The organism is Microbacterium sp. AC145 (genome assembly GCF_979258505.1).
Map to the genome: position 1 here is coordinate 717796 of NZ_OZ409859.1, position 16705 is coordinate 734500.

Annotated in this window: 16 protein-coding genes and 2 pseudogenes; 15 read left to right on the top strand and 3 right to left on the bottom strand. The window is 68.8% G+C overall.

Annotated elements, in window-relative coordinates:
• Positions 1-7: 7 nt before the first annotated feature.
• Positions 8-1807 carry a thioredoxin domain-containing protein gene (locus tag ACZZZN_RS03495; protein ID WP_463503836.1) on the top strand — a complete coding sequence of 600 codons (1800 nt, stop codon included), beginning with the start codon at positions 8-10 and terminating at the stop codon, positions 1805-1807.
• Positions 1808-1813: 6 nt separating this feature from the next.
• Here the strand turns inward: ACZZZN_RS03495 and ACZZZN_RS03500 are convergent, their stop codons facing one another.
• On the bottom strand, positions 1814-2032 hold the full coding sequence (locus tag ACZZZN_RS03500; protein WP_463503837.1) for a hypothetical protein: 219 nt from the start codon (positions 2030-2032) through the stop codon (positions 1814-1816).
• Between the two features lie 42 nt (positions 2033-2074).
• On the opposite strand from ACZZZN_RS03500, the gene ACZZZN_RS03505 reads away from it, so the two are divergent.
• Complete coding sequence (locus ACZZZN_RS03505; protein WP_463503838.1) at positions 2075-3442, top strand: amino acid permease; 1368 nt, start codon at positions 2075-2077, stop codon at positions 3440-3442.
• Between the two features lie 23 nt (positions 3443-3465).
• On the opposite strand, the gene ACZZZN_RS03510 is transcribed toward ACZZZN_RS03505, so the two are convergent.
• Positions 3466-5019: a dolichyl-phosphate-mannose--protein mannosyltransferase gene (locus ACZZZN_RS03510; protein WP_463503839.1), complete on the bottom strand. Its 1554-nt coding sequence runs from the start codon at positions 5017-5019 to the stop codon at positions 3466-3468.
• 49 nt (positions 5020-5068) lie between these two features.
• Here ACZZZN_RS03510 and rsmI point away from each other — a divergent pair, with 49 nt between their 5' ends.
• The 3 genes from rsmI to ACZZZN_RS03525 are packed head-to-tail and all read left to right on the top strand — an operon-like array spanning position 5069 to position 7658.
• Positions 5069-5884 (top strand): 16S rRNA (cytidine(1402)-2'-O)-methyltransferase, encoded by an 816-nt coding sequence (rsmI, locus tag ACZZZN_RS03515; protein WP_463503840.1) that lies wholly within the window; start codon positions 5069-5071, stop codon positions 5882-5884.
• The gene (locus ACZZZN_RS03520; protein WP_463503841.1) at positions 5884-6546 is read left to right on the top strand and encodes a class I SAM-dependent methyltransferase; all 663 of its coding nucleotides are present in this window, start codon (positions 5884-5886) and stop codon (positions 6544-6546) included. The genes rsmI and ACZZZN_RS03520 overlap by 1 nt, the downstream gene beginning before the upstream one ends.
• On the top strand, positions 6543-7658 hold the full coding sequence (locus tag ACZZZN_RS03525) for a LacI family DNA-binding transcriptional regulator (RefSeq protein WP_463503842.1): 1116 nt from the start codon (positions 6543-6545) through the stop codon (positions 7656-7658). Before ACZZZN_RS03520 ends, ACZZZN_RS03525 begins: the two co-directional genes overlap by 4 nt.
• 10 nt (positions 7659-7668) lie before the next feature.
• Here ACZZZN_RS03525 and ACZZZN_RS03530 read toward each other — a convergent pair whose 3' ends face one another.
• Complete coding sequence (locus ACZZZN_RS03530) at positions 7669-8037, bottom strand: VOC family protein (protein WP_463503843.1); 369 nt, start codon at positions 8035-8037, stop codon at positions 7669-7671.
• 44 nt (positions 8038-8081) lie between these two features.
• Between ACZZZN_RS03530 and ACZZZN_RS03535 the strand changes: the two are divergent.
• From ACZZZN_RS03535 to ACZZZN_RS03580, 10 genes and pseudogenes are all read left to right on the top strand, one after another.
• Positions 8082-8429: pseudogene (locus ACZZZN_RS03535) on the top strand (MarR family transcriptional regulator); the annotation flags it as partial.
• A 169-nt stretch (positions 8430-8598) separates the two neighbouring features.
• Positions 8599-10269 carry an ABC transporter substrate-binding protein gene (locus ACZZZN_RS03540; protein ID WP_463503844.1) on the top strand — a complete coding sequence of 557 codons (1671 nt, stop codon included), beginning with the start codon at positions 8599-8601 and terminating at the stop codon, positions 10267-10269.
• On the top strand, positions 10269-11249 hold the full coding sequence (locus ACZZZN_RS03545; RefSeq protein ID WP_463503845.1) for an ABC transporter permease: 981 nt from the start codon (positions 10269-10271) through the stop codon (positions 11247-11249). Before ACZZZN_RS03540 ends, ACZZZN_RS03545 begins: the two co-directional genes overlap by 1 nt.
• The gene (locus tag ACZZZN_RS03550) at positions 11246-11422 is read left to right on the top strand and encodes a hypothetical protein (RefSeq protein ID WP_463503846.1); all 177 of its coding nucleotides are present in this window, start codon (positions 11246-11248) and stop codon (positions 11420-11422) included. Before ACZZZN_RS03545 ends, ACZZZN_RS03550 begins: the two co-directional genes overlap by 4 nt.
• Before the next feature lie 130 nt (positions 11423-11552).
• Positions 11553-12161 carry an ABC transporter permease gene (locus tag ACZZZN_RS03555; RefSeq protein WP_463503847.1) on the top strand — a complete coding sequence of 203 codons (609 nt, stop codon included), beginning with the start codon at positions 11553-11555 and terminating at the stop codon, positions 12159-12161.
• Positions 12158-13885 carry an ABC transporter ATP-binding protein gene (locus tag ACZZZN_RS03560; RefSeq protein WP_463503848.1) on the top strand — a complete coding sequence of 576 codons (1728 nt, stop codon included), beginning with the start codon at positions 12158-12160 and terminating at the stop codon, positions 13883-13885. The genes ACZZZN_RS03555 and ACZZZN_RS03560 overlap by 4 nt, the downstream gene beginning before the upstream one ends.
• A gap of 84 nt (positions 13886-13969) precedes the next feature.
• Positions 13970-14344: pseudogene (locus tag ACZZZN_RS03565) on the top strand (family 1 glycosylhydrolase); the annotation flags it as partial.
• A 428-nt stretch (positions 14345-14772) separates the two neighbouring features.
• The gene (locus tag ACZZZN_RS03570) at positions 14773-15084 is read left to right on the top strand and encodes a family 1 glycosylhydrolase (RefSeq protein ID WP_463506539.1); all 312 of its coding nucleotides are present in this window, start codon (positions 14773-14775) and stop codon (positions 15082-15084) included.
• Between the two features lie 43 nt (positions 15085-15127).
• Positions 15128-15436 carry a hypothetical protein gene (locus ACZZZN_RS03575; RefSeq protein ID WP_463503849.1) on the top strand — a complete coding sequence of 103 codons (309 nt, stop codon included), beginning with the start codon at positions 15128-15130 and terminating at the stop codon, positions 15434-15436.
• Positions 15433-16668 (top strand): molybdopterin-dependent oxidoreductase, encoded by a 1236-nt coding sequence (locus tag ACZZZN_RS03580; RefSeq protein WP_463503850.1) that lies wholly within the window; start codon positions 15433-15435, stop codon positions 16666-16668. The genes ACZZZN_RS03575 and ACZZZN_RS03580 overlap by 4 nt, the downstream gene beginning before the upstream one ends.
• Positions 16669-16705: the final 37 nt, after the last annotated feature.

Genomic DNA, 16705 nt, shown 5'->3' on the forward strand with positions numbered 1-16705 from the left:
TGAGGGTATGACGAACCGGCTCGCCGACACGCTCAGCCCCTACCTCCGCGCACACGCGGACAACCCTGTCGAGTGGTATCCGTGGGGGCCGGAGGCGTTCGCCGAGGCCGAGCGTCGCGAGGTGCCTCTGCTCATCTCGATCGGGTACTCGACCTGCCACTGGTGTCATGTCATGGCTCGTGAGTCCTTCGCCGATCCCGAGACGGCGGCTGCGATCAACGAGAACTTCGTGGCCGTCAAGGTCGACCGTGAAGAGCATCCCGACGTCGACGGTGCCTATATGGCGGCAGCTTCCGCCTTCACCCAGAACCTCGGCTGGCCACTCACGGTGTTCGCGACGCCACGGGGCCGCACCTTCTACGCGGGCACCTACTGGCCGCCGGTCGCACGGCAGCCGCTTCCGGCGTTCCGTGACGTGCTCGCAGCCGTGCACGAGGCATGGACGGTGCGACGGGCGCAGGCCGAGGAATCGGCCGATGCTGTGACGGCGGCGCTCGCGCAGGCAGCGGCCGTCACCCCGTCCGATCTGCCGAACGACGCCGCGATCGCGACAGCCGCGCGGGCGATCGCCGCGCGTGAGGATCGGGAGTTCGGCGGCTTCGGGGGTGCACCGAAGTTCCCGGTGGCCACCACCCTGGGCTTCCTGCAGAGTCCGCTGGTCCGTCGCGAGGCTCAGGATGCCGCGGCCGCCGCCGAGCGGGCGCTCGCCGCGATGACGGCATCCGCTCTGCGCGACGACGACGGTGGCTTCTTCCGTTACGCCACGCAGCGGGACTGGACGGTGCCGCATTACGAGCGCATGCTGACCGACAACGCGCAGCTGCTTCTCATCGCGCTGAACGCGGGCGATGTGCAGACCGTGCGCGGGATCGCGACGTTCATGCTCCGCACTCTGCGCCGCAGTGGCGGGGGATTCGGGGCCGCCCAGGATTCGGAGTCGTGGATCGACGGGGAGCGCAGCGAGGGCGGATACTATCTGCGCCCGGTCGTCGAGAGGGCAGATCTCGAGCCCCCCGCGGTCGACGGCAAGGTGATCACCGGCTGGAACGGCCTCGCGATCGCGGCGCTCGCGCGCGCCGGCGTGGCGCTGGCAGAACCCGCGTGGGTGCAGGCTGCGGTCGAGGCCGCCGATCATGTGCTCCGGGTCAATCGCGATGCCGCAGGCGCGCTGGTGCGGGCGTCGCTCGACGGCACCGCGTCGTCGGCGGTGGCGACGACGGCCGACGTCGCGCTGCTCGCCGACGGCCTGTTCGCGCTGGCCCTCGCCACCGGCGACGTGGCCTGGGCCGTCGAGGGGCGTGCGCTGCTCGACGATGCTCTCACCGGCCTCGCCGGCGACCCGCTGCTGGCCGAGAACGGCATCGCGACCGCGCCCGATCAGACCGACGGTGATCTTCCGTCGGAAGCCTCGGCCGTCGCCTCGGCATCCCTCACCGCGTGGCTGCTCGGTGCCGGCGACCGGTACCGCGACGCGGCAGCTCAGAGGGTGCGCGAGCACGCCGCCCCGGCCGTGGGTCAGCCGTTCGCGCACGGCAGTCTGCTGCGCGTCGCCGCAGGGCTCGTCGATGCTCCGCGGCAGCTCGTGGTCGTCACGGAGCTGCCGGACGGTGCGTTGGCCTCCGCTGCGCGCGGTGCCGATGCGGATGTCGTCGCGATCGTCTCGCCGGCACAGGCGCGTGCCTTCGCCGATGCCGGGTTCGAGCTCTTCGAAGGCAAAGCAGGCGCCGGTGAGCAGGCGTTCGACTGCCGGTCGTTCGTGTGCCGGCTGCCGGTGAGCGATCCCGCCGAGCTGGCACTCGCGCGCTGATGGGGTTCAGCGTGCGTGTCGCGGATGCTGTCGCGCGGTGCGCTCGTTGCCACGTCGGTAGTTGCCGGTGACCCGCGCCATCAGCATCTGCGGGTCGCCCTGCTCGGCCTGAGTGAGGAACTCGCTCGCCCTCGTGCCTCTCAGCACCGTCGCTGTCGCGCCGTGGTGTCTGATGACGACCTCGTCGCCGCGCACGACGAACTCGAAGCCGGATGGAGCGCCCATGAGGAGATCGTAGGCTGAGACCGCACCGCAGGAGGTACACGCATGACCGAGGTTCCCACCACCACGACCACGACCAGGGGTCTGCATCGGGGTCTCACCCGTCGCCAGATCTCGATGATGGGGCTCGGCGGAGCGATCGGCGCCGGGCTGTTCGTGGGGTCGGGCCAGGCGATCGGCATGGCCGGTCCGGCGGTGCTCATCTCATATCTCGTCGCCGGCGGCATCGTGGTGCTGGTCATGGCGATGCTGGCCGAGATGGTCGCCGCCCGCCCGAGCTCCGGCGCCTTCAGCTCGTACGCGCAGAGGGCGATGGGACGAAGCGCGGGCAGTGCGGTCGGATGGCTCTACTGGATCCAGCTCGTCGTGGTCATCGCGGCCGAGGCCACCGGTGCCGCCGGCATCGTCGCCGCCCGGATGCCGGGCATCCCCGCCTGGGTCTGGGTGCTCGTGTTCGTCGTGGTGCTGACCGCGGTGAATCTCTTCGGGGTGCGCAACTACGGCCGGTTCGAGTTCTGGTTCGCGGCGATCAAGGTCGCCGCGATCATCGCCTTCCTCGTGGTCGGCGTGTGCGCGATCGTCGGTCTCTTCCCCGGCGTGCCGGCGACCGGCATCGGCAATCTCGTCGACAACGGCGGGTTCGCCCCGAACGGCATCGCCGGTGTCGCGGCAGCCCTCCTGGTCGTGATGTTCGCGTTCGGCGGCACCGAGGTCGTCGCGATCGCCGCTGCCGAATCCGACGACCCCGCGCGCAACATCCGCCGCATCGTCCGTGAAGTGCTGGTGCGCATCCTCATCTTCTACGTCGGCTCGATCTTCGTGATCGTGGCGGTGCTGCCGTGGAACGATCCGGCTGTCGCGGACGGCCCCTTCTCGGCGGTGCTCGAGACGCTGCACGTGCCCGGTGTCGGTCTGGTGATGGACCTCATCGTCGTGATCGCGCTGCTCTCGGCGATGAACGCGAACATCTACGGTGCGTCGCGCATGGCGTACTCCCTCGGCGAGCGGGGCCTCGCGCCGACGGCGGCGACGCGCACCACTGCGAGGGGTGTGCCGATGGTGGCGGTGCTCGCCTCGGTCTCGTTCGGGTTCATCACCGTGGGACTCAACTGGGGGTTCCCCGATGTGGTCCTCCCGGTGCTCCTGAACATCGTGGGGTCGACCGTGCTCATCATCTGGTCGGCCACGGCGGTGTCGCAGATCATCCTCCGCCGTCGCGCCGATCGCTCAGGCGAGGAGATGCCGATGCGCATGTGGGGCTTCCCCTGGCTGTCGTGGCTGTGCCCGGTGCTGCTCGCGGGGGTCATCGCGCTCTCGATGACCGACGAGGCGGCCCGGGTGCAGCTGCTGCTGACCATCGGTCTGACGGCGGCGCTGTTGATCGTCGCGCGCCTGACGCGCAGGACAGGCTGACACGCGCCTCCCGGTGATGCGGGTCAGACCCAGCCGGGCAGCCAGTTGTGCACGAGCCAGAAGTCGTACGGCACGCTCATGCCTGTCCACACGGGGTAGTAGAACGCCGAGACCAGCACGACGACCACGAGGAAGACCATCACGGTGCGCTCCCCGGCCTGCCGTCGATGAAGCGGGTCTTCACGTCGGCCTGCGATCATCCGCAGCACGACGGCCAACCCGATCACGAGGAAGGGCGCCATCGCCACCGTGTAGAACTGGAAGATCGTGCGCTCGGGGAACAGCAGCCAGGGAATGTATGTCGCGGCGAGTCCCACCAGCGGGAAGGTCAGCGCGGGAGTGATCGGTCGGCGCGTGATCCAGGCGCGCACGAGACGGTAGACCAGGTACCCGGCGGCCACGATGCTCGCGTACCAGATCAGTGGATTCGGAATCGTCGAGATCACGGCGATGCAGTGGTCGACCCCGCAGGGTGCGGGATCAGTGCCCACCCACACGGCCGTCGGGCGCAGCAGCAGCGGCCACTCCCACGCCGCACTCGCGTAGGGGTGTCCGCTGTTCAGTCCGACATGGAAGTTGAGGATCGACTGGTGATAGTTCCACAGCGCGATGAGCGGATTCGGGTCGCTGTCACGGGCATACCCGCCGTCGGTCACGAGCCATCCGGTCCAGCTCACGAGGTACGTGGCGAATGCGGGGAACACCAGCAGCACGAACGACACGGGGCCCTGGCGGAAGGCCGCTGAGCTCGGCCAGAGCACGACCCCGGCGCGGCGGCGGGCGAGTGCATCGGTCACGACGAGATAGAGGCCGAAGGCTGCGAGCGCGTAGAGGCCAGACCATTTGACGGCGCAGGCGGCGCCGAGCGCCACACCGGCGGCGATCACCCACGGTCGCCGCCAGAGCACCGGTCCCCAGAGCCGCTCGGGGGTGTCTTCATCGGGCCTCTCGAGCGCGGAGATCGTGCGATCGCGGTCGATCAGGATGAACAGGGCGCCGAGCATGATGAAGAACGTGAGCGGTCCGTCGAGCAGCGCGGTGCGGCTCATCACGATGCTCAGACCGTCGATCGCCAACAGCGAGGCGGCGACGGTGGCGACGACGATCGAGCCGGTCAGGCGGCGCGCGACCAGGTAGACGAGCAGCACGGTGGCGGTGCCGAGCAGCGCGGTCGCCAGTCTCCAGCCCACGGTGTTGTCGGGCCCGCCGATCGACATGCCGAGGGCGATCAGCCACTTGCCCAGCGGCGGGTGCACGACGAACGAGCCGTTGTCGGCGAGCGGCAGCTGCTGCAGGGTGATGAACGCCTCGTTCGCGTTCTCACCCCAGGAGCCCTCGTAGCCCAGGGTCCACAGCGACCACGCGTCCTTGACGTAGTACGTCTCGTCGAAGGCGAGCTGATGCGGGTGACCCAGATTGATGAGACGCAGCACCGCGGCCACGACCGTGACGATGAAGGGCGCGAACCAGCGCAGCATCCGTCCCCAGTCGGGGTGCTGCAGGAGCCGGTCGCGCAGCTGCCCGTAGCGCGTCAGCCTCTGCTCGGGCGGGGGCATCAGGGGCAGGGGCGCGGTCACCGCTCCAGCCTAGACAACGGGCGGTCGGACGCCCGCCTAAGCTGGGCGGGTGATCATCCTCGCCGCCACCCCGATCGGAAACCTCGGGGATGCGTCCCGCCGCCTCATCGAGGTTCTCGAGAACGCCGAGGTCGTGGTCGCCGAAGACACCCGCACCACCGGGCGCCTGCTCCAGGCGCTGCAGATCACGAATCGACCGCGGCTGATCGCGCTGCACGATCACAACGAGAAGCAGAAGTCGGCCGAGCTCGCGGCGCTCGCCGTGGAGCAGGACATCGTGGTCGTCAGCGATGCCGGGATGCCCGCGATCAGCGACCCGGGGTACGCGCTCGTCGCCGAAGCGGTCGCGCAGGGCGTGACCGTCACGGCGATCCCCGGCCCGAGTGCCGTGATCATGGCGCTCGCGATCTCGGGGCTGCCCACCGACCGCTTCACGTTCGAGGGCTTCCTGCCGCGCAAGCCGGGGGAGAGGCGATCGACGCTTCGCGCTCTCGCCACCGAACCCCGCACGATGGTCTTCTTCGAATCGCCCGCCCGCCTGGCATCGGCGCTCGCCGATGTCGGCACGGTCTTCGGCGAGGACCGACGCATCGCGGTGTGCCGCGAGCTCACCAAGTTCTACGAAGAGGTGCGTCGCGGCACCGCGGCTGAGCTCGTCGAGTGGGCGTCAGCGGGGGTCAAGGGCGAGATCGTGCTCGTCGTCGAGGGCGCCGCGCCTCGGGCGTCCTCGGCGGAGGATGCTCTCGTGCAGGTGCAGCGGCTCGTCGCCTCCGGCGTCCGCCTGAAGGAGGCATGTGCTGAGGTCGCCGCGGCGACTGGACTCTCCTCCCGCGATCTGTACCAGGCAGCGCTCGCCGCCCGCTGATGCGCGACGCCTCGGATGCCGCGATCGCGGCGGCCTACGACGCTCGTGCTGAGGAGTACGTCGCGCTGGCCGGCGCGGTCGAGCAGATGGATGCTCGCGATGCGGCGGCGATCGCCCGGTGGCGCGACGACACGCAGGGTCTGCTGCTGGATGCCGGGTGCGGGCCGGGGCACTGGACCGGGTTCCTCGCCGAGGATGGCCGCGAGGTGCGTGGCGTCGACCTGTCGGCGGAGTTCATCGAGACGGCGCGGCGTCGGCATCCCGACATCGCATTCGATCTCGGCTCGTTCCGTGATCTGCAGATCGAGAGCGGGTCGGTCGGCGGCATCCTCGCCTGGTACTCGCTCATCCACACCGCAGCCGAAGACCTTCCCGGGATCCTGGGCGAGTTCGCTCGCGTGCTCGCCCCCGGCGGCAGCCTCCTGCTCGGGTTCTTCGACGGCGAGCCGCGCGAGCCCTTCGCGCATGCGGTCGCCCCGGCTTACTTCTGGTCTGCCGAGGTGCTGGGTGAACTCCTCGCCGACGCCGGCTTGGAGGTTGGGACGACCGAGACCCGCGGCCGCGAACCCGGCGAGATCAGCGTCCGCCCTCACGGCTCCCTCATCGCCCGCATGTCCGCAGGTACCCTGGTGCACAGCCATTCCGAGGAGGACCCAGCGTGAGCAAGAAGGCGACCGTCTACGACGTCGCGGAGCGCGCCGGAGTGTCGATCGCCACGGTCTCGCGTGTGCTGCGGCAGCCGGATGCTGTGCGTCCGGCGACACGTGAGCGTGTGCTCGATGCGGTCACCGAGCTGGGCTACGTGCCCAGCAGCAGCGCCCGTGGGCTGGCCGAGAGACGCACAGGGGTGATCGGGCTCTACTTCCCCGGTTTCGACGCGTCGGACGACGCCCCGCTGCTCGACGTTCTCGCGGATTCGCCATCGGCGCCGCCGCCCTTCACGGTCGAGCGTGAGGCTGCGGAGTCCGGCGCGCCGCAGCCGACCATGCTCTTCCTCGACGAGGTGCTGCGCGGCGCCGAGCTCGAGGCGTGGAAGCAGGGCTTCGTCCTCATGATCGGCGTCGGCCGTGATGACCCCACCCGTGAGACCGTGCGCGACATCGCCGGCCGGGTCGACGGACTCATGGTGCTCGCGCAGAGTGTTCCCGACGACGTGCTCGCCCGCCTCGCACGACGCATCCCCGTGGTGGTCCTCTCCGGCCCTGCGCGCGGCGATGACTACGACCACGTGACGGTGAGCAACGCCGAGGCCATGGCCGAACTCACTCGCCTCGTGCTCGCGGAGTCCGACCCCGGAGGTCTCGCGTTCCTGGGCGGCCCCGAGGATTCCCCTGACGGTGCGCAGCGGTGGGAGGGCTTCGCCACCGCCGTCGCCGAGGCGGGGCTCGCGATCGACGACGTGACCGTGGTGCGCGGCGACTTCACCCGCGCGGCGGGTCATGCCGCCGCTGAGCAGCTCATCGCCCGGGGTGCACCGTCCGTGCTGGTCGCGGCCAACGATCAGATGGCTCTCGGCGCGATCGATGCGTTCAGCTCGGCGGGCATCCGCGTGCCCGACGATGTGAGGGTCACCGGCTTCGACGGGCTCGAGGCCGCCGCGCTGTCACGGCCGGCGCTCACGACCGTTCGCCAGCCGATGATCGACCTCGGTCGCGCCGCCGTGCAGCTGCTCGCGCGGCGCCTCGAACAGCCCGACGCCGAGCCGATGACCGTGCGCCTGCCCCTGCAGATCCTCGTCCGCGAGAGCTCCCAACGCCCGGGGCGAAGAGGGTGACCGCAACCGTTCAGGCGCGGTCGTGCAGCGTGATGCGGTATCCGTCGGGGTCGGCGAACGTGAAGGTGCGACCGAACGGACCGTCGATCGGGGCTGCGACGATCGTGTGGCCGTTGGCGGAGAGAGCGTCGTGGATGCTCTGCACGTCGGTCGCGTGCAACCAGATCGCCGCACCGATCCCGGGCTGATCGACCCGGTCGAGGTCGGTGCCGGGCGCGATGTCTCGCAGTGCGAAGGCGATGGGTGTCGTCTCGAACACGACGGCGTGCGGCGGGCCCGCGGGTGAGCGCACGAGTCCGAGGTACCGCTCGTAGAACGCCTGGGACGCCGCGAGGTCGCGGGTCTGGAGTGAGATGAAGTCGGGGCCGGTGACGGGCATGGTGGTCTCTTTCCATCGGTGTCAGTTATCTGACATTCGAGAGGGTGACCATCACGCACTACTCCTGCCTGGAGTTGCTCGCGCAGCGACCGGGGATGTCGAACTCCGAGCTCGCGCGAGGGGCGTTCGTGACACGCCAATCCATGAACGTCCTGCTGCAGTCGCTCGAGAAGGACGGTTTCGTCGTCCGTCCGGCCGTGGCGCCTGCGGGGAGGACTTTGCCGACGACGCTCACTCCGCGGGGGAGGAGCAGCCTCGCGAAGGCGACCGCCGCGGTGCGGTCGGTCGAGATCCGAATGCTGTCGGGAATGACGGATGCCGAGCAGGTTGCTGCCCTGCGCGCCTTGCGGAGCATGGTGAACTCCCTCCGCGAGGCGCCCCACGGCCGCTGATCTGGCACCGCTCCCATGCCGCGGCTCCGCGCATCGACGGCGCAGGGTGCGTTGTCAAGGGCTTGCATCTCCGAAATGTATGCGCTTACAATCAGTGATGCGGCTTCGGCCGCGGGGTGCCCCGACCCGTGGGACCCCCTTCATGACACAGACGACATGAGGTGGCAGTGTGGCGAAGACGCACATGCTCCGACGCTGGCGGAGAGCCGCGATCGTGGGACTGGCGGCAGCAGCCGTCGTGCTCAGCGGTTGCAGCATCCAGATCAGTTCGCAGCCCGATCCATCGATCGGCGACGACACGATGCTCATCAACGCGGACAAGGGGAATCCCTTCTTCACGCGGAACTTCAACCCGTATCTCACCAACACGCGAACGGCGTCGCGGTGGATCTACGAGCCGCTGATCCTGGTGAACCCGCTCGACGGAGCGCTCAACCCGTGGCTGGCGACCGAGTGGTCGCAGCCCGACGCGCGCACGGTCGTGATGACGATCCGCGACGGCGTCGAGTGGAGCGACGGCGAGCCGATGACGCCCGATGACGTGGCGTTCACGTTCCAGCTGCTGAAGGACAACCCCTCACTCGACATCAAGGGCGCGTGGCAGCACCTCGAGACGGTCGAGGTCGAGGGCGACGACGTCATCATGCACCTGCAGACGGATGACGCACCGTCGCTGCCGATCCTCGGTCAGACCATGATCGTCCCGGAGCACCTCTGGTCCGATGTGAAGGACCCGGGCACCTACCGCAACGAGGAGCCGGTCGGTACCGGTCCGTTCGTGCTCGGAAACTACAACGACCAGCAGTACTCGGTGGACAAGAACCCCGACTACTGGCAGGCCGACAAGATCGAGATCGAGCACATCATCCTGCCGTCGACGAACTCGCAGCTCGACACCGTCACGCGCGGCTACGACTGGGCCTACTCGTTCATCTCCGATGTCGAGGGCACCTGGGGTGCGGCCAGCGAGCACAACGCCTGGTGGTTCCCGCCGGGAGGAGTGATCGCGCTGATGCCGAACCTCGAGGTCGCACCGTTCGACGACGTCAACGTGCGCCGCGGCATCGCGCTCGCCCTCGATCGTGAGGAGATCGCCGAGACGGCCTCGGAGGGCTACATGCAGCCCGCCGGCCAGACCGGACTCATCCTGCCCAACCAGGAGGAGTATCTCGACCCGAGCATCCCCGACGCCGGCATGATCACCCAGGACACGGATGCCGCGCTCGCGGCATTCGCCGAGGCGGGATACACGCTGCAGGGCGATCGTCTGGTGGGCGCCGACGGCGAGCAGCTCGAGTTCGCGCTGACCACCGCCAACGGCTACTCCGACTGGACCCGCGCCGCGCAGACCGTGCAGCGTCAGCTCGCCGAGGTCGGTGTCAAGGTGTCGCTCAAGCTCCCGCAGCCGGCCGGCTACCAGAACGCCATCAGCAACGGCGACTTCGAGATGGCCGTCGGCGGCATGGGCAACGGCGACGTCTACCAGGCGTACAACAACCTGCTCTCGAGCGAGTTCTACGTGCCGTCCGGGTCCGGCGAACCCACCGCCAACAACTTCCAGCGCTATCGCTCGGATGAGGCGGATGCTCTGCTCGCCGAGTATCGCGAGACGGTCGATCCCGCCCGCCAGACCGAGATCGTGAACGAGCTGCAGGGCATCGTCTACGACGAGCTGCCCGTGATCGGGCTGTACTACGGCGGCATCTGGGGTCTGTTCAACGACTCCAAGTTCACCGGCTGGCCCACAGAGGACGACCCCTACATGATTCCGCAGAACTACGACTCTGCTCCGCTGGGCATCTTCACCCGGCTCGAGCGCGTGAAGGGGGCTGACGACTGATGAAGTACGTCTTCCAGAAGCTCGGCCTCTTCGTGCTCACCCTGTGGGCGGCGGTCACGCTGAACTTCTTCCTCCCGCGGCTCATGCCGGGTTCGCCCGCCGATGCCGCCATCGCGAAGCTGGCGCAGAACGGCCCCGTGTCCGATGCGACCCGCGCCGCGATCGAGGCCCAGCTGGGTGTGCCGACCGGTTCGATCTGGGACCAGTATGTGACCTACCTCGGCCAGGTCGCCAGACTCGACTTCGGCGTCTCGTACACGTTCTATCCGCAGACCGTGTCGAGCATGGTCTCGACCGCTCTTCCCTACACACTCGGTCTGGTCGGCATCGTCACGATCCTCGCGTTCGTGATCGGCACGCTGATCGGTGTCGCCGCGGCCTGGCGTCGGGGCACCTGGCTCGACAGCCTGCCGACGCTCACCGGATCTTTCCTCAGCACCTTCCCGTACTTCTGGACAGCGCTGCTGCTGCTGTTCTTCTTCGGATACGTGCTGCACTGGTTCCCGACCACCGGCGCCTACGCGGCGACCACCACACCGGCGTTCACCTGGGACTTCATCGTCGACCTCGTGCAGCACGCGGTGCTTCCGGCCGTGACGATCCTGCTGACATCGCTCGGCGGATGGATCATCGGCATGCGCAACGCGATGATCAACACCCTCGGCGAGGACTACGTGACGTTCGCCGAGGCCAACGGCCTGCGTGGTCGGACGATCGCCGTCCGCTACGCCGCACGAAACGCGATCCTGCCGAACCTCACCGGATTCGGGCTCACGCTCGGTGGCGTGGTCGGCGGATCCATCCTCGTGGAGCAGGTGTTCGGGTATCCGGGCATCGGTTACCTGCTCTTCAACGCCGTGATCGGGCAGGACTACCCGCTCATGCAGGCGCTCTTCCTGATGATCACCGTCAGCGTGCTCATCGCCAACTTCCTCGTCGACATCCTGTACGGCGTGCTGGATCCAAGGACCCGCCGATGACCTCCACCATGAATGTCAAGGTTCCCTCCGACCGGATCGCGGCTCCCAGCCCGTGGCGCTCGTTCGCCCGGATGGTGGGCACCCTCTGGTCCAACGGCAAGGCCCGGCTGGGCCTCATCATCCTCGGTCTGTTCGTCGTGGTCGCGGTGTTCGCGCCGCTGCTGGCGCCCTGACGGCCCCAAGGAGAACTCGTTCGAGCGCAACGCCGACGCATCGGCGGCGCACTGGCTCGGCACCACGGCCGCGGGAGAAGACGTCCTCAGCCAGCTGATCTACGGCTCGCAGATCAGCCTGCTGGTCGGCATGGCAGCAGGCATCCTGTCGACGATCGTCGCCGTGCTGATCGGACTCAGCTGGGGCTACATGCGTGGATTCCTGGGAGAGGTGGTCGGCTTCATCGTCAACCTCTTCCTCGTGATCCCCGGGCTGCCGCTCATGATCGTGATCGCCGCCTACCTGCAGAACGGCGGCATCCTGATGATCATCGCGGTCATCGTCGTCACCGGATGGGCGTGGGGTGCGCGCGTGCTGCGCAGCCAGACCCAGTCGCTCCGCGGCAACGACTTCGTCACGTCGGCGCAGTTCTCGGGCGACAGTCGGGCGCGCATCGTGTTCCGCGAGATCCTGCCGAACATGACCTCGATCATCGCGGGCACGCTCTTCGGAGCGGCGACCGCGGCGATCCTCGCAGAGGCGGGTCTCGAGTTCCTCGGACTCGGCGACTCGAGCATCGTCAGCTGGGGCACCATGCTCTACTGGGCGCAGAACTCCAACTCGCTGCTCACCGGACAGTGGCTGCTGCTGTTCGCTCCCGGTCTCTGCATTGCGCTGCTCGCGCTGAGCCTGACACTGATCAACTTCGGCGTGGACGGCATCTCCAATCCGCGCCTGCGTGAAGGGAAGGGCCGATGAGCGCCATGGAAGCGAACACCCCCGTACCGAACGACGTACTTCTCGATGTCCAGGGCCTGTCCGTCGAGTATGCCTCGCCGGGAACGACGCCGGTGACGGCCGTCGAGAGCGTCTCGTTCACGCTGCGTCGCGGCGAGTTCGTCGGTCTCGTCGGCGAGTCCGGATCGGGCAAGTCGACGCTCGGCTTCGCGCTGACGCGGCTGCAGAAGCCGCCGGCACGGATCAGCGGCGGACGCATCCTCTTCGACGGCCGCGACATCCGCGAGCTGAACGCCGAGGAGCTGCGCCGTCAGCGCCAGGGCGGGTTCGCGATGGTGCTGCAGTCCGGCATGAACGCGCTGAACCCCGTCCGCACGATCGGCAATCACTTCCGCGACATCTTCGCGGCGCACGGTCACGTCGCTCGCGACGACCGCGATGCCCGGGCACGGGAGCTGATCGGCAAGGTCGGCCTCGATCCCGCGGTGCTCGCCCGGTACCCGAGTGAGCTCTCGGGCGGCATGCGCCAGCGCACCTCGATCGCGCTGGCCCTGTCTCTCGAACCGCAGCTGATGGTGTTCGACGAGCCCACCACAGCGCTCGACGTGCTCGTGCAGCACGCGGTGATGGACACGATCAAGGACCTGCAGCGCTCCGAGCACTTCACCGCGATCCTCATCAGCCATGACCTGGGCATCGTGCTGGAGGCGACGGATCGCGTGATGGTGATGCACGAGGGACGGATCGTCGAAGACGCGCCGAGCCTCGACATCCTGCACCGTCCGCAGGACGAGTACACGCGGATGCTGCTGAGCCACTACGCCGACCCTCGGGCCGAGTCGATCTCGATCCCCGGGTTCGTCGACCTCGGCACCCGGCGTCGAGAGGGGCGCTCGCGCACCGATCTGACCGAGACCCTCCCCACGGTGTCGCAGCGCGACACCCGCCGGGCCGATGCCGCGATCGTGGTCGAGGGCGTGTCGAAGCGCTACCCGGCTCCGCGCCGCGGCGAAGAGCCGGTGGTCGCGGTCGACGACGTGTCGTTCCGTCTCGAGCCCGGCGAGGCACTCGCTCTCGTGGGCGCCTCGGGTTCCGGCAAGTCGACCCTCGCGAAGCTCATCACCGGAGTCGAGAAGCCGACCGAGGGCACCGTGCGCTTCGGCGATGTCGACGTGGCGTCGCTGCGCCGCACGGGACTGCGCGACCTCCGCAAGGACGTGCAGATGGTGTTCCAGGACCCGTACGCGGCGCTGAATCCGCTGCACACGGTGGAGTACGCCCTCAGCCGCCCGATCCGCAACTACACGAAGCTCCGCGGTGACGAGGCGAGGGCACGCGTGCTCGAACTCCTCGAGACGGTGGGTCTGACCCCGGTCGAGCAGTTCGCGGCCAAGCTGCCGCATCAGCTCTCGGGCGGTCAGCGCCAGCGTGTGGTCATCGCCCGGGCACTCGCGAGCGACCCGCAGGTGCTGATCGCCGACGAACCGGTGTCGATGCTCGACGTGTCGCTTCGGGCGGGCGTTCTGGCGCTGCTCGAGGACCTGCGGGAGAGGTGGGGCATCAGCATGCTCTACATCACCCACGATCTGCTGAGCGCGCGTCTGGTCACCGAGAACATCCTGGTGCTCAACAGCGGTCGTGTCGTCGAACGCGGCGAGACCTCGCAGGTGCTGCAGCATCCCGAAGATCCGTACACCGTGCAGCTGCTCGACGCCGTGCCGAACCCGGCACGGGCCGAGCGCTGATCGAACCACAGCAAGACGAAAGGAGCACTCGTGCTCACATTCCCTGACGGCTTTCTCTGGGGCGCTGCGACCGCAGCCCATCAGGTGGAGGGGAACAACACGACCAGCAACTGGTGGACGATGGAGCATGCTCCGGGCTCGCCGATGGTCGAGCCCTCGGGCGACGCCGCCGACCACTTCCACCGGTACCCGGAGGACATGCGTCTGCTGGCGGATGCCGGTCTGAACTCGTACCGCTTCTCGATGGAGTGGGCCCGCATCGAGCCCGAGCGCGGCTTCGTGTCGCGCGCCATGCTCGACCACTACCGCCGCATGATCGACACGGCTCGCGAGAACGGGCTCGATCCGACGGTGACACTGATGCACTTCACCGTGCCGCAGTGGTTCCAGAAGGACGGCTTCTGGCGGGCATCCGACGCCGTCGACCTCTTCTCCCGCTACGTCGAGACGGTGCTGCCGATCCTCGAGGGCGTGAAATACGTCTGCACGATCAACGAGCCGAACATCGCGGCGATGCTGGCCGGGGAGAGGACGCGGCGAACCTCGTCGCCTACGGTCTGCCGAATCCCGACCTCGCGGTCGCCGACACGCTGCTCGACGCGCACCACCGCGCCTCCGAGATCCTGCATTCGGTCTCGGGCGTGCAAGCGGGCTGGACGATCGCGACCCAGGCGTTCCACTCCACCGGAGAGCCGGGGGCCGACGAGATGGTCGCCACCTACGGCGACCCCCGCGACCACTGGTACCTCGACCAGTCGGCCGGCGATGACTTCGTCGGCGTGCAGGCATACACGCGCACCTTCATCGGACCGGAGGGCCCTAGGCCCGTGGCGGATGACGTCGAGACCACCCTCACCGGGTGGGAGTTCTTCCCTGAAGCGCTCGAGATGGGTGTGCGCAGCGCCTGGGAGCGCAGCGGCGGGGTGCCGGTGCTCGTCACCGAGAACGGCATCGCGACGTCCGACGACACTCGGCGCATCGCCTACACGCAGGGTGCACTCGAGGGGCTGCACCGAGCGATCTCCGACGGCATCGAGGTCAAGGCGTACCAGCACTGGAGCGCGCTCGACAACTACGAGTGGGCCAGCGGATTCCGCCCGACCTTCGGTCTGATCGGCTTCGACCACGAGACCTTCGAGCGCTCGCCGAAGCCGTCGTTGGCCTGGCTGGGCGAGGTCGCACGTCGCAACGGGCTCTGAGCCGGACGACCCCGGGGCTCTGCCCCGGGGTTACCCTCGGATCATGAGCCATGCAACCCGTACGACACGCGGTGACAGGCTCCGATCGGCGGCCGCCGGGCTCAGCTCGGCGGTCGTCGCCGTCGGCGTCGCGGAACTCGTCGCCGCCATCGTCGAGCCGAGCGCGAGTCCGTTCGCCGTGATCGGCGGTGGCCTCATCGACCTCGCACCCAGTTGGGCGAAGGACGCCGCCATCGCGCTGTTCGGCACCGGCGACAAGGTGGCGCTCATCACCGGCATCGCGGTGGTGCTCGCAGGGGTGGCCGCGCTCGCCGGCATCCTCGAGTCGAGGCGGGCCGGCGTGGGTCCGTGATCCTCGGTGCCCTCGGCGTGCTCGCCCTGGTGGCGGCGATGATCAGGCCCGGTGCCGGGCCCTTCGCCTGGCTGCCGGGACTCGTCGCGGGCATCGTCGCAGTGGTCTCGCTTCGGCTGTTGATGCGCACCGTGCATCCGGTTCCCTACCTCCGCGCCGAGAGTGAGGAGCGCAGGCGGTTCCTGCTCTGGACGGTCGGGGTGGCCGCCACGGGTGTCGCGGCCCTCGTCATCGGCAGCGCCGCACGCGGGGTGACCCGATCGATCGAGGCCGTGCGCGACGCGCTGCGACTGCCGCCGCCTGACCGCTCCGCTCCTGCGGTGGCGGCCGGTGCCGAGCTCGACATCCCCGGTCTCGCCCCCGTCGTCACGCAGAACGCGCAGTTCTATCGCATCGACACCGCACTGATCGTGCCGCGGATCGACCCTGCCGACTGGTCACTGCGCATTCACGGGATGGTGGAGCGAGAGGTCGTCATCTCGTGGGACGAACTGCTGACCCTGCCCATGACGGAGGCGCACGTCACCCTCGCCTGCGTGTCGAACGAGGTGGGCGGCGACCTGATCGGCAACGCTCTCTGGCTGGGACATCCGGTGCGTGAGCTGCTCGCGCGCGCGAGAGTCGATCCCGATGCCGACATGGTGCTGTCGCGGTCTTCCGACGGGTTCACCGCCTCCACGCCGATCGAGGCGCTCACCGACGACCGCGACGCCCTGCTCGCCGTCGGGATGAACGGCGACCCGCTGCCCATCGAGCACGGTTTCCCGGTGCGCATGGTGGTGCCGGGGCTCTACGGCTACGTGTCGGCGACCAAGTGGGTGACCGATCTCGAGGTCACTCGGTTCGACCGTGCCACCGCCTACTGGACCGATCGCGGATGGTCGGAGAAGGGGCCGATCAAGCTGCAGTCGCGCATCGACGTGCCCCGCCGCGGTGCTCGGATCGAGCCGGGCGATGCCGTCGTGGCAGGCATGGCGTGGCAGCAGCACGTGGGCGTCGAGGGCGTCGAGGTGCGGATCGACGAGGGGCCGTGGCGCCGTGCCGAGCTCGCCACCGCGATCTCCGACGACACCTGGGTGCAGTGGCGCCTGCCGTGGGCCGCCGAGAGCGGCGCGCACACGATCGAGTGCCGCGCGCTGAGCTCCGACGGCGAGACCCAGACCTCGGATCCGGCCGACGTCGTGCCCGACGGCGCCCAGGGATGGCATCGCGTCGAGGTGTCGGTCGCCTGAGCGTAACCGTGCCCGGCATCCCACCTAGAATTGACCC